Source organism: Pontibacter virosus (assembly GCF_003096355.1).
GTDB lineage: Bacteria > Bacteroidota > Bacteroidia > Cytophagales > Hymenobacteraceae > Pontibacter > Pontibacter virosus.
The window spans coordinates 55,718-74,781 of record NZ_QEKI01000015.1 but is presented as its reverse complement, the minus strand read 5'-3'; the positions used below and the strand labels follow the sequence as shown (position 1 = coordinate 74,781).

At 49.8% G+C, this 19,064-nt stretch carries 16 protein-coding genes; 6 read left to right on the top strand and 10 right to left on the bottom strand.

All coding sequences use genetic code 11. The features are described from left to right. Nucleotides 1-54: 54 nt before the first annotated feature. Together C8E01_RS17645 and C8E01_RS17640 are read right to left on the bottom strand one after the other, a co-directional pair. A complete protein-coding gene (locus C8E01_RS17645) occupies nt 55-900 on the bottom strand; it encodes a DUF1206 domain-containing protein (protein WP_116544784.1) in 846 nt (281 codons plus the stop codon). 59 nt (nt 901-959) lie between these two features. After that, complete coding sequence (locus tag C8E01_RS17640) at nt 960-2,249, bottom strand: acetyl-CoA hydrolase/transferase family protein (protein ID WP_116544783.1); 1,290 nt, start codon at nt 2,247-2,249, stop codon at nt 960-962. 226 nt (nt 2,250-2,475) lie between these two features. Here C8E01_RS17640 and C8E01_RS17635 point away from each other — a divergent pair, with 226 nt between their 5' ends. Together C8E01_RS17635 and C8E01_RS17630 are read left to right on the top strand one after the other, a co-directional pair. Next, nucleotides 2,476-3,084, top strand: a complete 609-nt coding sequence (locus tag C8E01_RS17635) for a DUF4136 domain-containing protein (protein ID WP_116544782.1) — start codon at nt 2,476-2,478, stop codon at nt 3,082-3,084. Between the two features lie 134 nt (nt 3,085-3,218). Beyond that, nucleotides 3,219-4,013 (top strand): thymidylate synthase, encoded by a 795-nt coding sequence (locus C8E01_RS17630; protein ID WP_116544827.1) that lies wholly within the window; start codon nt 3,219-3,221, stop codon nt 4,011-4,013. A gap of 61 nt (nt 4,014-4,074) precedes the next feature. On the opposite strand, the gene C8E01_RS17625 is transcribed toward C8E01_RS17630, so the two are convergent. Together C8E01_RS17625 and C8E01_RS17620 are read right to left on the bottom strand one after the other, a co-directional pair. Then, nucleotides 4,075-4,791: a 3-ketoacyl-ACP reductase gene (locus C8E01_RS17625; RefSeq protein WP_116544781.1), complete on the bottom strand. Its 717-nt coding sequence runs from the start codon at nt 4,789-4,791 to the stop codon at nt 4,075-4,077. 54 nt (nt 4,792-4,845) lie between these two features. Continuing rightward, nucleotides 4,846-5,928, bottom strand: coding sequence for an oxidoreductase (locus tag C8E01_RS17620; RefSeq protein WP_116544780.1), 1,083 nt, complete (start codon nt 5,926-5,928; stop codon nt 4,846-4,848). A 127-nt stretch (nt 5,929-6,055) separates the two neighbouring features. Here C8E01_RS17620 and C8E01_RS17615 point away from each other — a divergent pair, with 127 nt between their 5' ends. After that, nucleotides 6,056-8,716 (top strand): SusC/RagA family TonB-linked outer membrane protein, encoded by a 2,661-nt coding sequence (locus C8E01_RS17615; protein WP_165820679.1) that lies wholly within the window; start codon nt 6,056-6,058, stop codon nt 8,714-8,716. A 60-nt stretch (nt 8,717-8,776) separates the two neighbouring features. Here the strand turns inward: C8E01_RS17615 and C8E01_RS17610 are convergent, their stop codons facing one another. The 3 genes from C8E01_RS17610 to C8E01_RS17600 all read right to left on the bottom strand — a co-directional run bounded on the left by C8E01_RS17610 (nt 8,777) and on the right by C8E01_RS17600 (nt 11,246). After that, nucleotides 8,777-9,592 carry an aminotransferase class IV gene (locus C8E01_RS17610; RefSeq protein WP_116544778.1) on the bottom strand — a complete coding sequence of 272 codons (816 nt, stop codon included), beginning with the start codon at nt 9,590-9,592 and terminating at the stop codon, nt 8,777-8,779. Nucleotides 9,593-9,758: 166 nt separating this feature from the next. Next, the gene (dprA, locus tag C8E01_RS17605; protein ID WP_116544777.1) at nt 9,759-10,880 is read right to left on the bottom strand and encodes a DNA-processing protein DprA; all 1,122 of its coding nucleotides are present in this window, start codon (nt 10,878-10,880) and stop codon (nt 9,759-9,761) included. Between the two features lie 18 nt (nt 10,881-10,898). After that, nucleotides 10,899-11,246, bottom strand: a complete 348-nt coding sequence (locus tag C8E01_RS17600) for a MerR family transcriptional regulator (protein ID WP_116544776.1) — start codon at nt 11,244-11,246, stop codon at nt 10,899-10,901. A gap of 203 nt (nt 11,247-11,449) precedes the next feature. On the opposite strand from C8E01_RS17600, the gene alaS reads away from it, so the two are divergent. From alaS to C8E01_RS17585, 3 genes are all read left to right on the top strand, one after another. Further along, a complete protein-coding gene (gene alaS, locus C8E01_RS17595) occupies nt 11,450-14,086 on the top strand; it encodes an alanine--tRNA ligase (protein WP_116544775.1) in 2,637 nt (878 codons plus the stop codon). 63 nt (nt 14,087-14,149) lie between these two features. Continuing rightward, on the top strand, nt 14,150-15,607 hold the full coding sequence (gatB, locus tag C8E01_RS17590; protein WP_116544774.1) for an Asp-tRNA(Asn)/Glu-tRNA(Gln) amidotransferase subunit GatB: 1,458 nt from the start codon (nt 14,150-14,152) through the stop codon (nt 15,605-15,607). Nucleotides 15,608-15,681: 74 nt separating this feature from the next. After that, nucleotides 15,682-16,791, top strand: coding sequence for a TlpA disulfide reductase family protein (locus C8E01_RS17585; RefSeq protein ID WP_116544773.1), 1,110 nt, complete (start codon nt 15,682-15,684; stop codon nt 16,789-16,791). A gap of 231 nt (nt 16,792-17,022) precedes the next feature. Here C8E01_RS17585 and C8E01_RS17580 read toward each other — a convergent pair whose 3' ends face one another. The 3 genes from C8E01_RS17580 to C8E01_RS17570 all read right to left on the bottom strand — a co-directional run bounded on the left by C8E01_RS17580 (nt 17,023) and on the right by C8E01_RS17570 (nt 18,970). Beyond that, on the bottom strand, nt 17,023-17,676 hold the full coding sequence (locus C8E01_RS17580) for a hypothetical protein (RefSeq protein WP_116544772.1): 654 nt from the start codon (nt 17,674-17,676) through the stop codon (nt 17,023-17,025). Between the two features lie 15 nt (nt 17,677-17,691). After that, nucleotides 17,692-18,222 carry an acyl-CoA thioesterase gene (locus C8E01_RS17575; protein WP_116544771.1) on the bottom strand — a complete coding sequence of 177 codons (531 nt, stop codon included), beginning with the start codon at nt 18,220-18,222 and terminating at the stop codon, nt 17,692-17,694. A gap of 85 nt (nt 18,223-18,307) precedes the next feature. Then, on the bottom strand, nt 18,308-18,970 hold the full coding sequence (locus tag C8E01_RS17570) for a protein-L-isoaspartate(D-aspartate) O-methyltransferase (RefSeq protein WP_207774912.1): 663 nt from the start codon (nt 18,968-18,970) through the stop codon (nt 18,308-18,310). Nucleotides 18,971-19,064 lie beyond the last annotated feature (94 nt).

Below are 19,064 nucleotides of genomic sequence, written 5' to 3'. Positions count from 1 at the left end.
GGGCATCTACATATTCATATCGTCGAGCATTCCGTCATTCTAAGGTTGGCATGGTTAGCCCTTCGTGTTGATGACCTCACATTTGGCTCGCACAAACATGAATACGCCGTAGCAGATCAAGCCCAAAGCCAAAATCCCCAACAGGAAGGAGCCATAGGAAGCCTCCTCCAGAAACTGAAAGGCCTGAGAACTACTGCCTGCCTCCTTGGAATTTGAAGTCAGTGCGGCGCGTAAAAGCAGGTAGCCAATGATCAGCCAAACCACCCCGCGGGCGATATACCCCACTAGTCCGGCCCGTATGAGCGAGGTTCTAATTTCCGGCTTTAGCTGCTGTGCCTGTACTTTGTTCATGTACTTACCGGAGTAGGCACGGTAAAACTGGTAAATGCCCATCACCATGGTGCCAACAGCCACAGCTCCAAGCAACCACTGCCCAAAAGGCTGCGACAGCAACTCACGCGCCAACGTTTGGCGTGAATCCGCTCCGTTGCCACCTCCGCCGTTGCCAAGCAGCAGTTGCGCGGCTGTGAAGGCAAGTGCTCCGTAGACTGCTCCACTAAATGCGTAGCCGATACGCTTTCCTATACCTTTAGCATCCGTTCCCTTCTCCTCCGTGTCGCGGATGGCCTGTATGAAGCGCCACAAGGTATAGCACAGCATACCAGCCACCACGATCGCAAGCAGCACCTTGCCATAAGGCTGCTCCAGAATGAACTGAAAAACCCCGGTCTTGCCGGCTCCCTGCTCTGTCTGACCGCCAAGTTCGAAAGCCGCCATAAAGGCAAGCGCTCCAACCAGGCAGTACACGATTCCTTTAGCGATCAGACCAATGCGGGCGAATCGCACGACCCACTCCGGGCGGGGGGCAGGTATACGGGAAGGCGAGATAGAAATATCCATATAGTGAGTATTTAACCTTCCCATACACGAAAACCCGAGGCTAAAGTTTAGTATCGTGCCTATAAGTTTTTGAATCGCTTATGTGCTTCCTCCTCCAGGCGGGCACGGTGATCCGGATGGGCAATCTCAATCAACGCCTTGGCACGCTGCCGCAGGTTTTTACCGTACAGGTAAGCCACGCCGTATTCCGTCACCACGTAATGTACGTGCGCGCGCGTCGTCACCACACCTGCTCCCTGGTTGATGTAGGGTGTGATCCGCGAAATGCCTTTGTTCGTCATGGACGGCAGTGCAATGATTGGCTTCCCGCCATCGGATAAAGCTGCTCCCCGAATAAAGTCCATCTGGCCGCCTATACCTGAAAACTGGTAAGTGCCGATGGAGTCAGACACCACCTGGCCGGTCAGGTCAATCTCAATGGCGCTGTTAATGGCAGTTACTTTCGGGTTGGAGCGGATGACAGTCACATCATTCACATAGTCAGAACTGAGCATCGTGATCAGCGGGTTGTCATCCACAAAATCGTAGAGCTCCCGGTTGCCCACAATAAAGCCTGTCGCAATGCGGCCCCGGTGCTTCTTCTTGAACTCGTTGGTAATGATACCTTTCTCGACCAGCGGCAGTACCCCGTTAGAGAACATCTCTGTGTGAATGCCAAGGCCTTTGTGGTTGGTGAGGCTCCTGAGTGTGGCATCCGGTATACCGCCAATTCCCATTTGCAGCGTGGCGCCGTCTTCTACCATTTCGGCAATGTAGCGACCTATGGTTTCCTCTGTTTGGGTGATGCGCGGGCCATAATCCACTTCCGGAAGCGGCTCATTCACCTCCACCAGCGCATCAAAACGGCGAATGTTGATCAGGGCGTCACCGTGGGTACGGGGCATCTGGGGGTTTACCTGCGCAATGACGTGCTTCGCACTGATAACAGCCTGGCGGGCAATGTCCACAGAAACTCCCAGGGAGCAGAAGCCATGGCGGTCGGGCGGCGACACGTGCACGATGGCCACATCCAGCGGCATGATGCCGGAACGGAACAGGTTCGGGATTTCGCTCAGGAAAATAGGCACATAATCCCCTCGGCCACTGTTCACGGCCTCACGCACGTTCGCCGACACGAAAAGTGAGTTGATATAAAAAGCGTCACTGCAACGTTCATCAGCGCAGGGCATGTCACCAAAGGTAGAAATACTCACCAGCTCCACGTTTCGCAGTTCATCAGCACGCTCAGCCAACTTATGCAGCAGGTACTGTGGCGTAGCGGCACTGCCGTGCACAAATACGCGATCACCTGATTTGATAACAGAAAGCGCTTCTTCAGCTGTGGTGTACTTCAATTGGAGTTGATTCATGGTTCTTTGTTTTTGAATGTATGCTTTGGGAGTATCGCTTAACTTACGTCCAGGCAGGCACTCGGTTTATAATGCGTCCTAAATCAGGGCGCCATGTTTAATTATTCGCAAAAGAATATATAAATTTGAAAGCAAGCTATGATATTTGTCACCCTTAAAAATAAGCGCGCGTAAGGAGGAAGGAGAGAAGCCCCACACCCTTGCCGACCACACACCCACTTCAACTATGAAAAGCATAAAAATTAAACTGTCATCAGCGCTATACCTGTTTCTTTGCTCTATTTTTCTTAGTTCATGTGTGGCCACTTCCGGCATCGACAACACCACTAGTATTAGTTCATCAGAAGGAATTCTGGGTAAGAAGACAACCTACGCCTGGTACCAGCCAACTCCACCTGCACAGCCTGCCTACGGTCCAGAATTTAATCCCAGTTTGCAGAGGCACATGCTGAAAGCGATAGAAGAGGAACTGCAGCGCAAAGGCTATACTAAGACCACCGTAAACCCAGATATGCTGGTGGCTTACGATGTGAGCGTGTCGGTACCGGATGCGATGGACAAAGCCGAGCTCTATGGTCCGGGCTTCGGATATAGTTACGCGTATATGGCCGGCTACAGGTATAGCTACGGCAACGCACAACTCCCTGGATACCGCGCCGTGGACTTGTTTAAGCAGGGAACGCTGATCGTAGACGTGATCGACCCAAAATCAAAGCAGCTGCTCTGGCGCGGTTGGACCGAGGGAGCCATAAAGAATTTTGATGCAGGATATGGAAAGGCGAAGAGCGAAGTACAGAAAATCATAAATCGTATGCCAGGCGCCGTGCAGCCTTAGAAAACACCATACTCCGTGTAGGAAAAGGATCCAGCACTTCCTATACCTGTGCCCATAAATCAGACAACAATTTTTTGCCGGCTTATTTTAGCGCTATATTTAAGACTCAGAACTACACCAAACAACTTACCCTTATGAAACAGTACCTGGACCTGATGCAGCACATCCTTGACAGAGGGGTGAAGAAAGAAGACCGTACCGGCACCGGTACCCTGAGTGTGTTCGGCTACCAGATGCGTTTCGATCTGGCGGAAGGGTTTCCGCTGGTAACGACTAAAAAGGTGCACCTTAAGTCCATCATTCACGAGCTGCTATGGTTTTTGAAGGGCGACACCAACATTGCTTACCTGAAAGAAAACGGTGTTACCATTTGGGACGAGTGGGCGGATGAAAACGGAAATCTGGGTCCGGTATACGGCTCGCAGTGGCGCAGCTGGCCTACACCCGATGGCCGCCATATTGACCAGATTACCCAGGTGGTGAATCAACTCAAAAACAACCCTGACTCAAGACGCATTATTGTGAGTGCCTGGAACGTGGCCGAGATCGAAAACATGAAGCTGCCGCCGTGCCATGCTTTTTATCAGTTCTATGTTGCCGAGGGCAAACTGAGCTGTCAGCTATACCAGCGCTCCGCTGATGTGTTCCTGGGGGTGCCGTTTAACATTGCCTCATATGCCTTGCTGGTATTAATGATGGCGCAGGTGACCAGCCTGGAGCCAGGCGAGTTCATCTGGACCGGAGGTGACACGCATCTATACCTGAACCACCTGGAGCAGGCCCAATTGCAGCTTACCCGTGAGCCGCACACGCTGCCAACCATGCGCTTGAACCCAGACGTTAAAGATATTTTCGGTTTTACATTCGAAGACTTTAAATTAGAGAACTACGAAGCCCACCCAGGTATAAAAGCACCTGTTGCCGTATAAATGTTAAAAGTATAAGCCTATAAAACAAAATGCCCGAAGCTAAGCTTCGGGCATTTTTCATTTAGGGATTAGTAGACCAGATACCGGCCTCTTTGATAAACACGCGGCGGTTTAGTTTGAGTTGCGCCACGATCAACTCGGCAAAGTCCTCCGGCTGCATCACGCGATCCGGGTTCCCGTCCGTCAGTTTCAAATCAATGGCCATGTCAGTAGCCACCGTACTTGGCGTAAGGGTGCTCACCCGGATGTTGTGCTTGCGCACCTCCTGCATGAGCGACTCCGACAGGCCAATGACAGCGAACTTAGAGGCACTATAAGCACTCGTTACCGGGGCGCCTCGCTGACCGGCCGTAGAAGAAATGTTAATGATATCGCCGGTCTGGCGCTCGATCATTTCTGGCAACACGGCGCGGGTCATGTAGTAAACCCCCATCAGATTCACCCGGATAATGTTTTCCCAGTCAGCTGGGTCGAGTTCAAGAAATTTGCCAAACTTAGCAATCCCTGCGTTGTTGATCAGGATGTCAATGGGACCGAGTTCGGAGCCAATATGCTTTACTGCTGCATTCACTGATTCTATATCGGTTACATCGGCTGTGGCAACGGAAGCTTTAACCCCCAGTCGCATGACCTCTTCGGCTACTTCTTCTAACTGCGATGTTGTACGAGCCAACAGCCCCACATTTACACCTTCTTTGGCCAGCGCGACTGCTATTGCTCTCCCTATACCTTTACCGGCGCCCGTAATGAGGGCGCTTTTGCCTGTTAATTTTTCCATGTTGTAATAAGCAATGTTTGTAGCTACAAATATACCACAGTATAGTCATAAAGTTTAGGTCAGTTCCTGATATTTACCAAATGAAATTCGGCGCTTTTCTGCGTTGCTCTGCATGGCGGCCTCTATGAGGCGGATGGTATTTCGTGCCTGTTCCGGTTTTACTTCCAGTTCCGTTATACCTGCGATGGCATCTCGGACATTTTCATAAAAACCCCGGTAATCACCCGGTTCACTTTGAATTTTGCCGATAAGGTGTTGTCCGTTCAGTTCAGTGTCAAGTTTGCCCCAGATCTCTTCCGATTCTACGCCCCAGTCTGCTACTACAGGGCTATGTCCCGCTTTCAATGCCGCTTCCTGGACGTCCAGGCCGTATTTCACAAAGGCGCCTTTATCACCTGAAAGTTTAAAGCGAGGTCCAGGCTGCTTCACCAGCATACCTGCCTTTAAAATAGCTTTCAGGCCATTGGTGTAATAGAGCGTTAAGTCAAAGCTGTCGATGATCTTGCCGCCACTACGCTGGGTGAGAAGGTCAGCGTATACCTCTTGCGGAGTTCCAAACAACATGAGGGCCTGATCTATCAGGTGGGCACCCAGATCATAGAGGATGCCCGACCCCGGCTGCTCTTCCTCTTTCCAGGTCTGGGAGGCAGGTATAGGACGGAAGCGATCGAAGTGTGCTTCGTACTCTACCAGACGGCCAAGCATTTCGTTTTCGAGCAACTTCTTCACAGTCCTGAAATCACTGTCCCAGCGGCGGTTTTGGTAAACGGTCAGCAGCTTTCCTTTAGAATGGGCAAGTTCTATGAGTTCGCTTGCTTCTTCTGAAGTAACTGTAAACGGTTTCTCGACCACCACATGCTTACCTGCTTCTAACACTGCTTTGGCCAGGCTGTAATGTGTGTCGTTGGTGGTAGCTACGATCACCAGGTCAATGGCTTCGTCCTCCAAAACGCTCGTGGTATCGGATACAATATCAGCTTCAGGGTATAACTGTCTGGCAAGCGCAATGCTTTCGGGGCGGTTTGCTTTTATTTTGCTGAGTTTCAAGCCATCCACGGCGGATAAGATCGGCGCGTGAAAGACCCGCCCGGCTGTGCCGAAGCCAAGAAGGCCGATATTTAAAGTTTTATTCGTCATTAGAGGTAATTATAAAATTTCATCATTTGCCGCCTTCAAATGCTTACGGCAAGCCATCCTATTTGCTGCATAATAATAATGAAACTACTATATTTAACTTTCGCTTCAATTAACCATACCTTGCAATTTGAAACAAATTTTACCCCAACCAATTAAATTTTTAAGGTATAGCTGTGTCGCTTTTGGCTTATACATTACAACCTCTGCAGCTAGTTTAGGCCAGAATCAGCCATTTGCCGACTCTACGAGGTTTGCCGCCGATACGGTACAGTTCACATACAAGCCTTACGAATTAAGCGCAGCAGATTTTAACAAAGGGCTTGTCACCTCTGTGGAACCGGCTATTATCGGCAGGTTTGATGGCTTGCGGGTGGTGTCCGGCGGAGGTGCACCCGGTACAGGAGCAGAGATGGTGCTGCGATCAGGTACTTCTTTATTCGGAAACAACAGCCCGTTGGTGATTATCGATGGCGTTTTGCTCGATTTTTTCAGTCATTCCCTTCATGCAAGCAACCTGAGCTGGCTGAATCCCAATGATATTGCCGCGGTTTCGCTGCTGAAAGATGCCTCTGCAACCGCCCTTTATGGAGGTGCCGCTGCAAACGGAGTCCTGGTGATCACAACGAAATCAGGAAACGCGGGCGACAAAATCCGGCTGCAATACAATGCGACAGGCGCAGTTTCAAGCCTGCGCAAAAGGGCTGATATCTTTTCTGCGGATGAATTCAGAATTCTGATTCGAGAGCGATATCCTAACCAGCAGCATCTCCTGGGGGAACACAACACCGACTGGCAAGATGAGATCTACCGTACGGGTTTCGGATTGGCCAACAATCTAAATGTGAGTGGCGCAATGGGGCCAGTACCGTATCGGGTGTCTGTTGGACAGCTGAAGCAAGACGGAATTCTTAAAACCTCCGGGTATAAGCGCAACACGCTGGCCGTCAATCTCCAACCTAGCCTTTTTCAGAAGCACCTGACTTTCAATCTGTCCATGCATAACACACGGCAGGAATTGCAGCTGGCCGATGAACGGGCCATACCTGCCGTCATGGCTTTTGACCCTACGCAGCCTGTGCATGCTGATAACAAGTACGGTGGCTATTTTGCTCACACTAGACCGGATGGCTCTTTGTTGAGTAGCCAGATCAACCCGGTGAGTCTGCTGGAGCAAATGGAGAATAGCGATGAGATTAAAACACTCTCCGGTCAGGCGCACGTACAGTATCGGCTACACTTCCTTCCTGCGTTTACGGCCAACTACAGGTATGCCTACTTCAAATCCGATAGCGATTACAGCAGTAGCTGGCCGCTCGATATGGCTTCCCGCCCGTCCAGCCATATCGATTTGATCAAGCATGCCTTGGAGTCAGAAACCAAGCATTCTGAGGTGTTTATTACATTAGATCAGCTCCTGCCTGCTTGGAGTAGTAAATTGAACTTGAAAGTTGGCGCGCTCAAAACCTACCAAGAGAATTTAAGCCAATATGAAGAAAGCCAGCGCAGCAGCATTCTGTATACCAGGGCTCAGAACAGACAGCTAATTTCGGAGAACTTGAGTTATTATGGAAGCTTTGGCTATACCCTGTTTGATCGCTATACCTTAAGTGCTTCTTTCAGAAACTTGTCAGATTCAAGATATAAAGAAGATGTTTTCCGGCACCAGTCAAAGGCAGTAAGTATAGGCTGGGACATCGTAAAAGAAAGGTTTCTCGCCAACTCGGAATTTATCGCGCTACTAAACCTTAGAGCAAATCTGGGCAGCTTCAGCAGACTGGATGAGCCCGGAAGATTCAGGAGCATTGGGTGGTCACCTGTTCAAGGAAGTCCGACGCCTGGTGGGTCTAACTGGTATGTATTTCCGGGTCCCAGCAACGAAATTAAATTAGAGAAAACGTTGCAGAAAAGTTTAGGTGTAGAGTTCGCCCTGTTTCAGAATAAAATTCTCGGTAGCATTAACTATTTTCAGAATAAGTCTAGCGACCTGCTTATACCTTTTAGACTTCCGTATGGTAGTGGCAATGGGTTAAGGCACCTGAGCGTAGGTGACCTCACCGCGTCCGGGTTAGAAACAGCTTTGCACTACACAATATATCAGAAAGGAATTGCCTTTCTGAAGTTAGGAGCCCATGCCACTTTTATCAGAAATGAGGTTGGCAGTATAGGGGATGCTACAAAAAAATACACCTACTCCGACAGTGACTATGGCCTGGCACTGGTTGAGGGTAAACCCGCTCAGGTTTTCGACCTTTATCAGCACCTTTACGATGGTGACGGGAAACCCATACAAGGTGGTTATGATAAAAGCGAATATGGTTATGCCTTGAAATATGCCATGGGCACGAACCAACCGAAGGTATACTATGGCATCAGTTCCAATGGCGGCTATAGAAAATGGGAAATGTCTTTGTTAGTGCGGGGTTCGGCCAGACAACAGGTATACAATCAGGCAGACGCCAAACGAAGTTGGCTGTATGCAAATGACAAATATCCTTCCTTATCGAATGCGACCCGCAGCTACCTGGAGAACGGCTTTATTAGTTCCCACTTAGAATCCAGCCACTTTCTCGAAGATGCATCCTTTCTCCGTCTGGAATATGTGCAATTTGGCTACAATGTCGGGAAACTGCTAGGCAATAAAGTCAATTTAAAAGTTAACGCCACGGTACAGAACGCTTTTATTTTAACCAAGTATAGTGGACAGGATCCAGAAGTCTCCAACGGTATTGACAGGGGGCAGTATCCACAACCGCGCACCTTCTCGTTAGGTTTAAATCTGAGTATATGACAGATAAGAAGGCTGGCCCAAGGTAAAAGACAGCCTTTTATTTACCTGTTTTTCAAGTATTTATACCTGTAGCCCGGCTTTAAGATTTTGCAACCAATCATGATTGATCCGTAGGTGAGAATCCTCCAGTTTCTCTATACCTCGTATACCTGTTGCATTGGTCCCGAATACGCAATCAGCTTGAACCAACTCTTCCGGTTTAGCCAGCACCTGACGTACTGCTATACCTTGCTGAAGGCACCCGCGCAGGATATTGCGGCGCAAAATCCCGTTCACACAGCCAGACTCCAAAGTGGGGGTATAGAGCGTTCCATCCTTCAGCCAGAAAATATTGGAAGAGATCAGCTCCGCGACGTTGCCTTTTGCATCCAATAGCAGCATATCATCCAAACCGCTGGCTTGCTTCTCTATACCTGCCAGTACATAAAGTGGGGCTTGCGGACCTTTGAAATGGGAAAGAGGAGAGAAGCACGCTTTAGCAGTCTGACAAATCCCGACTTTTATACCAACGTCAGGTATAGGTTGCGTTGGTTCTGCCGTTGCCAACCATTCGATTTCGTTGATTTGTGGGGTATATAGTCCGGCACCCGCCCGCCATACCTTCAGCTTAAGACGACCTAACTGAGGCACATTGCGTTGTTTAGCCAGCTGCAACAGTTTTTCTTCGAGCTCTCCATCCCAAAAATAAGCAGGTATAGCCAATTGCAGGGCTGCAGTTGCCTCTCTCATTCGCGCTTGATGGTCAGGCCAAAAGCGCAGCATGCCATCCACAGCCATCACTGTTTCGAAAAAGCCGTCATTATACTGAAAGGCCCGGCTGGTGATGGCTAGCTTCAGATCTTGTACAGGAAGGAAAGTATTGTTGTAGAGAAGCAAGTTTTTTAGTTAAGAGTTATAAGTTGAAAGTTAATAGTTAGAAGTTTTGAAGTAATTTTTTGTCATCTTGGAAAGATCTTGGTGGCGAGTAGCAAAGGATTACGAAGCTGGTAACCAAGATTCCTTCTGAATGACAATTTAAAAGAAAGCGCAATTATCTACACCATTACCGAATCAAAGCAAACCGTTTCCCTGGAAGCGCTTTCACCATTCCTTTAAATTCCAGACCTAACAGCACGGAGGCCAATTGGTTAACCGGTACCTGTGACTTCCAGCCTAAATTATCCATTTGCTCTTCGCCGGATTGAATCAGCACTTGCAGCACCTGCATTTCTTCCGGTGTGAAATCTGCCGGGTCTAGGGCAGGTATAGCAGCGGCCCTTTTGGAGGCCAGTTTGTCTTCGACATCCCAGTTAAGCAATTCGATCAGGTCTTGGGTGGAAGTTAGCACAGCCGCTTTGTGTGATTTGATCAGCCAATTGGTGCCTTCCGACATGGGAGAGTTGATATTGCCAGGCACAGCCATCACTTCTTTGTCATAGCTGTGGGCGATGTCAGCAGTAATGAGGGTTCCGCTCTTGAAAGCCGCCTCTATCACGATGGTGCAGTCGGACATACCTGCGATGATGCGGTTTCTGGCTGGGAATCTCGGTGCATCGGGTTTGGTGCCGAAGGTGTTCTCGGTGATTACGCCGCCTTGCTCGAGCATTTTCTCGGCATACTTTTTATGCACCCCGGGGTAGATCGTATCAGGTCCGGAGGCCATCACGCCGATGGTCGGAAGTCCGGCCTGCAGTGCGGCCCGGTGAGCGGCAATGTCAATGCCGTAGGCCAGACCGCTCACGATCATCACATTATAGGGCTTCAGTTCATCCACAATCCGCTCGGTTATCGCTTGCCCATAACTCGTTGGTTTACGGGTGCCTACAATGCTGATAATGCGGCGATGGTTTAAGTCGGAGTTTCCTCTGAAATAGAGGAGGGGCGGGGCGTCGGGCAGTTGCTTCAGCCGGTTCGGGTACTTCGGTGAGGTATAGAACAGCAATTGCACATGCTTGTCTGCAGCCTTTTTCAGCACATCTTCCGCTTCCAATAAGGCCTGACGACCGTTGTCGCGAATGCTCTTCGCTACACGCTCACCCACGCCCGGCACCTTCAATAGCTTGGCAACAGGCGTGTCAAACACGGCTTTGGCAGAGCCGCAATAACTCACGAGCACCTTCGTCAGCTGGTCGCCGACGTGGGGCAAAAACGAGAGGGCTACTTCAAACTGGGCTTCGTGTGACATGCACCAAAGTACGCAGGCTTAGCTTTTGGTGTTCAGCTGTTCCTTGATTCCCACCAGGAAAGAACGCACTTTCTCCAGCGAATTGATGATCTCGATCTTGTCCTTGGTCTGCACCGATTTGTTCTTCAGCACTTCCTTAGCGCCCTGTATCGTGAAGCCGCGCTCTTTTACCAGGTGGTAGACCGCTCGCAATTCTTCAATGTCCTTGGCAGTGTACTGGCGGTTGCCTTTCTTGTTTTTCTTCGGCTTGAGCTGGTCAAACTCAGTCTCCCAGAAGCGGATCAGCGAAGGGGCGACGTCAAACTGGGCAGCTACTTCACCGATGGTGTAGTACTGCTTTTCGATTTCTTTTTCTTTATAAGGCATAGTGTCGGTTTCAAGGTATAGGGCAGCAGCACTAATTTTCGGGTATAGCACGCAGAATTACGGCTAAAATTGCTACTTTTGCCCTAATGCAGGCCCGTGTAAGCATTGCCCGAAAGGGCTGTTTCTATAAGGCAAAAATTCTATATTTTTTGTTATTAAACAACAAGTATAGCAGATTGTATCTAAAGGCTTAATAATCATAGATGAACTCAGCTGAAATTAGACAAAAGTTTCTTGACTTCTTTGCGCAACGGCAGCATCAGATCGTGCCGTCAGCACCCCTTGTGGTGAAAGATGACCCCACCCTGATGTTTATCAACTCAGGTATGGCGCCCTTCAAGGACTACTTCCTGGGCAACAAACCCGCCCCATCCAAGCGCATTGCCGACACCCAGAAATGTCTTCGCGTATCGGGCAAGCACAACGACTTGGAAGAAGTAGGTTACGACACCTATCACCATACGATGTTCGAGATGCTGGGCAACTGGTCTTTCGGCGACTATTTCAAGAAAGAGGCGCTGGCCTGGTCCTGGGAACTTTTGACAGAGGTATACCAACTGCCGAAAGATAGACTGTATGTGTCGGTTTTCCAGGGTGATGACTCCGAGAACCTGCCGATGGACCAGGAAGCTTTTGATATCTGGAAGTCTATGATTGCGGAAGACCGCATTCTGATGGGCAACAAGAAGGACAACTTCTGGGAGATGGGCGACACTGGTCCTTGCGGTCCGTGCTCGGAGATTCACGTGGACTTGCGTACCGACGAGGAGCGTGCACAGGTGGACGGCAAGACACTCGTCAACGCTGACCATCCGCAGGTGGTGGAGATCTGGAACAACGTATTCATGGAGTTCAACCGTCTGGCCGATGGCTCGCTGGTAAAACTGCCTGCGCAGCACGTCGATACAGGTATGGGCTTCGAGCGTCTGTGTATGGCCATTCAGGGCAAACGTTCTAACTACGATACCGACGTTTTCCAGCCGCTGATCCAGTTCATCGCCAAAGAAGCCGGTGTTGTTTATGGAGAAAACGAGCAAGTAGACATTGCCATCCGCGTCATGGCCGACCACATCCGGGCCATTGCTTTTGCGATTTCGGACGGACAGCTGCCGTCTAACAATAAGGCGGGCTATGTGATTCGCCGTATCCTGCGCCGTGCGGTCAGGTATAGCTTTACATTCCTCGACTTCAAAAAGCCATTCCTGTATAAACTGGCTGCCGTACTGGCGGACCAGATGGAAAACGTATTCCCGGAACTGAAAGCACAGCTAAGCTTCGTGCAGCGTGTGATTGAGGAAGAAGAAAACGCTTTCCTGCGTACGCTGGAAAACGGCCTGAAGCGTCTGGACGCTTTGGAAGCTAAATTCAAAGAGAACAACAACACCATCGACGGCAAAACTGCCTTCGAACTGTATGATACGTTCGGATTCCCGCTGGACCTGACCGCCCTGATCGCCCGTGAAAAAGGCCTCAAAGTGGACGAAGCTGGCTTTGGTGTGGAGATGGAGCAACAGAAGAACCGCTCCCGCAACGCTTCGGCACAGGAGCAAAGCGACTGGGTGATCATTCAGCCGGATGTGGAGACGGAGTTCTTGGGTTACGAGCATGACGTAGCGGATTCGCATATCGTGCGCTACCGCCAGGTGAAAACCAAGAGCAAAAGCGAGTACCACATCGTGTTGGACCGCACCCCGTTCTATGCCGAGAGCGGCGGACAGGTAGGAGACACAGGCTACCTGATTTCGAATGCAGAGCAAATAGAGGTGCTAGACACCAAGAAAGAGAACGACCTGATTCTGCACATCACTTCTAAGCTGCCACAGAACATCGAAGCCACATTTAGGAGTGAAGTAGACTTTGAGCGTCGCAACCTGATCCGTAAAAACCACTCGGCTACGCACTTACTGCACGCTGCTTTACGTAAGGTTTTAGGTGAGCACGTACAGCAAAAAGGCTCTTTAGTAAACGAAAAAGTGCTCCGTTTCGACTTCTCGCACTTCGCCAAAGTAACCGACGAGCAGCTTCGCGAGGTTGAAAACATTGTGAATCAGCGCGTGCGCCAGGCTATACCTTTGGAAGAACAGCGCAACATTCCTATTGCCGAGGCGAAAGAAATGGGTGCCATGGCGCTATTCGGTGAAAAATATGGCGAGTTTGTGCGTGTGATTGCTTTCGACCGCGATCATTCGGTGGAGCTTTGCGGCGGTATACACGTGCACAATACAGGCGAGATTGGCTATTTCAAGATTCTATCAGAAAGCTCTGTAGCCGCTGGTGTGCGTCGTATCGAGGCCACAACGGCAGCGTCGGCTGAGGAATACATGCAGCAGCAACTGAATGAACTGAACGCCGTGCGCGAAGTACTCGGCACGCACAGCAACATTTCGGGTGCCGTGCAGAAGCTGCAGGAGGATAACAAAGCCCTGCAGAAGCAACTCGAGCAATTCGAACTGAAGCAGCTGACCACTCTGAAAGAAAGTCTGGTGCAGAAGGCCCAGTCTATCGACGGTGTGAACTTCGTGGCGGAGAAAGTAGACGTGAGCACAGCTGATTACCTGAAGAAACTGGCCTTCGACATGCGTCAGGCAGTAGACAACCTGGTGCTGGTGCTGGCCGCTGAGATTGACGGCAAACCACAGATTGCAGTGATGTTGTCAGATAATCTGGTTTCGGACCGGAAACTGAACGCGAGCCAAATGGTGCGCGAACTCGCCAAAGAGATCAAAGGCGGCGGTGGCGGACAGCCGTTCTATGCTACAGCGGGTGGTAAAGACACTTCCGGCTTGACGGCTGTACCTGCGAAAGCAGCTGAACTGGTGAAAACATTGATTAATGCTTAATATAGAGTATCGGTAGCCAACTTAGAGTCAAACTAAGAAACTTCCAGTATTTATACTTGTAAAATGGATAAAGCAATAAGAGACAAATACCAGGCGATAATCGGTCTGGAAGTGCACGCCCAGCTGCTGACGGAGAGCAAGGCCTATTCGTCTGACTCCACGGAATATGGCGTGATGCCGAATACCAACCTGAGCGTTATCACACTGGGGCACCCGGGCACTTTGCCACGCATAAATAAGTCTGTGGTGGAGATGGCTGTGAAGATGGGTCTGGCAACCAACTGCGAGATCAGACGCTACAACATCTACGCCCGCAAAAACTACTTCTACCCAGACCTTCCGAAAGGTTACCAGATCACACAGGACAAAACGCCTGTTTGTACGGCCGGCTACCTGGATGTGAAGGACGCCGAAGGCAAGGACAAGCGCATCGGCATCACCCGCATTCACATGGAGGAAGACGCCGGTAAATCCATGCACTTAGCAGGTGAGACAGAAACGCTTATAGACCTGAACCGTGCCGGTGTGCCGCTGATTGAGATCGTGTCGGAGCCGGATATTCGTGATTCGGAAGAAGCTTACAACTACCTGACCGAAATCCGCCGTTTGGTGCGCTACCTGGAAATTTGTGACGGCAACATGGAAGAAGGCTCGCTTCGTTGCGATGCCAACATTTCGGTGATGTTGAAGGATTCTCCGCTTTGGGGCACCAAGGTGGAGGTGAAGAACATGAACTCCTTCCGCAACGTGCAACGTGCCATCGAGCACGAAATCGAGCGCCAGATCATGGTCATTGAGAACGGCGGCACGATCGATTCTGAAACCCGCAACTTCGACGCCAACACCGGCACCACTACGGCCATGCGCTCTAAGGAAACCTTGAATGACTACCGCTACTTCCCGGAGCCGGACCTGCCACCATTGGTAATCGAGCAGGAGTGGCTGGAGCGCATCAAAGAAACCATGCCAAGCCTGCCACAGGAACTATACAAGCGCTTCACGGAAGAATTTGGGCTATCTGAATATGACGCTGGCGTATTGACAGATGCGAAAGAGATCGCGCTGTACTACGAAGAACTTTGCAAGCACACCAGTAACTACAAAGGTGCAGCGAACTGGGTTACGGGTCCGGTGAAATCCTTCCTGAACGAGCTGCAACTACACATTAAGGACTTCCCGCTGCAGCCGCACGCCATTGCGGAGATCATCTCACTTGTTGACGAAAACAAAGTAAGTCATTCAGTAGCTGCCAAGAAGATCTTCCCTTATATGCTGGAAAATCCAGGTATACCTGCCCACCAGGTGGCCGAAGAGCAGAATCTGCTGCAGGATTCTGATTCGGATTCTCTAAAAACGATCGTTGCTGAAGTGCTGGCTGCCAATCCGCAGAAAGTGGAGGAGTACAAAGCTGGCAAGCAATCGCTGATAGGTATGTTCATGGGTGAAATCATGAAGAAGACCAAAGGCAAAGCAGACCCGAAGGTGGCAAACAAATTTCTGCAAGAAGGGTTAAAGGCGTAGATTTATGCTTTACGTATCAAAATAGACGTGATTCAGTCTCGCTGCTTGATACGATCATCTAAATTAAAAAAGACATGAACCTAAGAAACTATGTAGTACTGGCTTCAGCGGCTGCCTTAATGGCCAGTTGCCAGGGCAACAAGACGGCAACCAACGGCAGTGCTTATACCATAGAAGGCAAGTTGCAGAATGCCACGCCAGGTCAGATCTTCCTGTTCGAGCTGGGAGAGCAGCAGTTCATTGCCCGCGATACAGCTGATATTAGTCAGGATGGTACATTTACTTTTCAGGGGGAGGTTAAAGAGCCAACTCTGTATCGCCTTGGCCTTGATCAGCAGAATGCGATGATGATGGTGCTGGAAAACAAAGCCATAAAGGTAGAGGCGGATGCCCGTGACCTGAACAATACCGCCAAGTTCGAGAACTCCGAAGACTCGGAGCTATTCCAGCAGCTCAACAAGATGGTGAACGAAAACCGTCAGAAGGAAATGGCGCTGAGTGAACAGTTTAACCGGGCCATCTCAGAAGGTAATACAGAAGAAGCAGAAGGTTATCGCCTGCAGTATCTGAACTTACAAAAGGATGTCAAGAGTTTCATTGCCAAGCATCCTGAGTCTGTTGTATCGGCCTTTGGTACGCTGAGCCTGGTAAATCCGCAGCTTGACTTTGCTTTTGCCGACAGCATGCTGACGCTGTATACCCAGCATATACCGGAATCGAAGTATACGAAAACGCTGACGGACCGCCTTGCCACCATGCGCACGACGGCCATTGGCTCTGCTGCCCCTGACTTCACTTTGCCAACCCCGGAAGGCGGTGAAATAGCCCTGTCCTCACTCAGAGGGAAATATGTACTGATCGACTTCTGGGCTAGCTGGTGCGCGCCTTGTCGCAAGGAAAACCCGAACGTGGTGAAGATGTATAACAAATACAAAGACCAGGGTTTCGAAATTTTTGGCGTATCCCTCGATCAATCCAGAGAAAAATGGTTGAAGGCAATTGCCGATGACAAACTAACCTGGCCACAGGTTTCGGACTTGAAAGGCTGGGAAAGCTCTGCAGCACAGCTTTACCAGGTGGACGCTATTCCACAGACCATTCTGCTCGATAAAGAAGGAAAGATTATCGCCAAAGGTTTAAGAGGCGAAGAACTGGAAGCTAAAATCGCTTCGCTTGTGCAGTAAGGTATAGCACAATCTCCAAAAAGAGAAAAGCCCCTCCGTACATGAGGGGCTTTTCTTGTTTTTAAACTAGAGTAATACAGTTCTATAAGATTATCGGAAATCAGGCTAAAGTATAGTGCACTCAATTTAAGCTTTCGCCGGATACCCTAAAGGTAAGATTTATTGTTTCTGCAACTTCCAGGATGCAAAACCAGACAATTACGTACTTCCTGAATATCCTTGATCCCAAAGCTACTTTTTAAACACGCGTTGTAGCGCTCCCCAAAGCAACTTTTTCTGCTCCTGATCACCATCGAGTACAGCCAAGGATTGTGAGAACACCACCGGCACACTGCCAACCATCACCGGATTGTAAAGGGTGAACTTATCATGCGGCAGGTCGGTATCCAGTCGGCTGGCGAAGCTGAGGATATAGCTGGTTTGCAGGGTATCGCAGAGCGTTTCAAACTTAGTGGTGGCACCCGACACATTGTTTACAAAAGCAACATCGGCAGGCCCAAAGCCGATCGCAGCCAGAATCTTGATGAGGAAATCAGACTGAGGTAGATCTTTAAAAGCTGGTTCAGGTAGCGTAACTAAAACAACAAGCCCCTTTCGGTTTTCACCGATCACCTCAAAGGACTTTGGCTGTTCTGCCTTCTCAATTTTTGGCAATTTAGGAATAGCCGCTACCGGCGTTGAAGTTGCAGGTGCTTCCTGGGTAACAGGCGAAGCCTTTGGTACTGCTTTTTCCTCCACAACAGGTATAGCCAAAGTTTCTGAAGCAGGCACAGATGCAGGGGCACTGACTTGTGCTACCTGCTCATCGGGGAGCAGGTATAGCGTTTCCGGCATAAAATGTCGGAGGAACTCACTGTTAAGTTGATCAGGCGTCAGTGCTGTCATGTGTATAGGTATAGATTACTCCTGACCTTCTTTCAGATCAAAAATAGAGCGCAGTTCATTTGCTTCACTCGGCTTCATACGGCCCGCCAGCACAAGGCGCAGTTGACGACGACGCAAGGCACCGTCATAAAGCTTGATTTCTTCTTCTGTTTCAGGTATAGCCTCAGGCACATCAATCGCTTTGCCGGATTGGTCCACAGCCACAAACGTGAAGAAAGCCTGGTTCGACATCACTTTTCTTCCTGACGGAATGTCTTCGGCATACACCACGATGTGCACTTCCATAGAAGAAGAGAAAGCGCGGGTTACTTTGGCCTCGAGGGTTACCACGTTGCCTAGTTTTATGCTTTCAGCAAAAGACACGTTGTCTACCGAAGCCGTTACCACAATGCGGTTGGAGTGTCGCTGTGCGGCGATGGCCGAAACAATGTCCATCCAGTGCATCATTTTGCCACCCATCAGGTTGTGCAAGGTATTGGTATCGTTGGGCAATACCAGCTCGGTCATGATGACGTAAGATTCGCTTACTTTTTTCTGTTTACGCATGTCTGTTCTATAAATTCTGCCGCAAAGATAGGGCACGGGCGCTCAAACAAAAAGCCGGCTATAAATTAAGATCGTTTGCTATACCTTAAAAAGAAGGCTTGTCCCAGCCGGACTTACCGAGTAATGGCACGAATTTAAAGTCAGTGAATGCTTCCTGAGAAAATTCATTTTCGCTGGTGCGCGTAATACGCAGCATCTTCTGACTTGATTCCCCCCCGACAGGAATCACCAGTATACCGCCTATGTTCAGCTGACTTACCAACGTTTTCGGTATACCTGGCGCACCGGCTGTTACGATGATCTTATCAAAAGGCGCGTGTGCTGGCAGCCCCAGGGATCCATCACCGTGGAAAGTATGCGGAAATAATCCGTAGGTTCTGAAAAACTTCACCGCCTTGTCGTAGAGCGGCTTATTGTATTCGATGGTGTATACCTTGGGCGTGATCTGCAGCAGTACACAGCATTGGTAACCCGAACCAGTTCCGATCTCCAGCACTTTGTCAGTTGGCTGCAGTCTCAAAAGCTCCGTTTGGAAGGCCACGGTATAGGGTTGCGAGATGGTCTGGCCCTCGCCAATCGGGAAGGCTTTGTCCTGATAGGCTTGCTCGAGAAAGGCTTTCTCAAAGAAGAAGTGCCGGGGTACCGTCTCGATTGCAGCCAACACCCGTTCATCGCGTATGCCTTTGTCTCTCAACTGCTTTACCAAGGCGCGGCGCATGCCTTTATGCTTGTACAAATCTGTCTGCATTTCCCTCTGAATTTGTAAAATGTAAAAAATCAAGCTGAGCAATTTCAGGTATAGGGATCCCGCTATACCTTGTCTGAACTCCGCCTGAAACTCG

Coding starts and splice junctions, on each gene's coding strand:
- C8E01_RS17585 (WP_116544773.1), top strand. CDS start 15,682: ATGAACCTAAGAAACTATGTAGTACTGGCTTCAGCGGCTGCCTTAATG.
- alaS (WP_116544775.1), top strand. CDS start 11,450: ATGAACTCAGCTGAAATTAGACAAAAGTTTCTTGACTTCTTTGCGCAA.
- C8E01_RS17635 (WP_116544782.1), top strand. CDS start 2,476: ATGAAAAGCATAAAAATTAAACTGTCATCAGCGCTATACCTGTTTCTT.
- C8E01_RS17640 (WP_116544783.1), bottom strand. CDS start 2,249: ATGAATCAACTCCAATTGAAGTACACCACAGCTGAAGAAGCGCTTTCT.
- C8E01_RS17620 (WP_116544780.1), bottom strand. CDS start 5,928: ATGACGAATAAAACTTTAAATATCGGCCTTCTTGGCTTCGGCACAGCC.
- C8E01_RS17570 (WP_207774912.1), bottom strand. CDS start 18,970: ATGCAGACAGATTTGTACAAGCATAAAGGCATGCGCCGCGCCTTGGTA.
- C8E01_RS17625 (WP_116544781.1), bottom strand. CDS start 4,791: ATGGAAAAATTAACAGGCAAAAGCGCCCTCATTACGGGCGCCGGTAAA.
- C8E01_RS17575 (WP_116544771.1), bottom strand. CDS start 18,222: ATGCGTAAACAGAAAAAAGTAAGCGAATCTTACGTCATCATGACCGAG.
- gatB (WP_116544774.1), top strand. CDS start 14,150: ATGGATAAAGCAATAAGAGACAAATACCAGGCGATAATCGGTCTGGAA.
- C8E01_RS17580 (WP_116544772.1), bottom strand. CDS start 17,676: ATGACAGCACTGACGCCTGATCAACTTAACAGTGAGTTCCTCCGACAT.
- dprA (WP_116544777.1), bottom strand. CDS start 10,880: ATGTCACACGAAGCCCAGTTTGAAGTAGCCCTCTCGTTTTTGCCCCAC.
- C8E01_RS17600 (WP_116544776.1), bottom strand. CDS start 11,246: ATGCCTTATAAAGAAAAAGAAATCGAAAAGCAGTACTACACCATCGGT.
- C8E01_RS17645 (WP_116544784.1), bottom strand. CDS start 900: ATGGATATTTCTATCTCGCCTTCCCGTATACCTGCCCCCCGCCCGGAG.
- C8E01_RS17630 (WP_116544827.1), top strand. CDS start 3,219: ATGAAACAGTACCTGGACCTGATGCAGCACATCCTTGACAGAGGGGTG.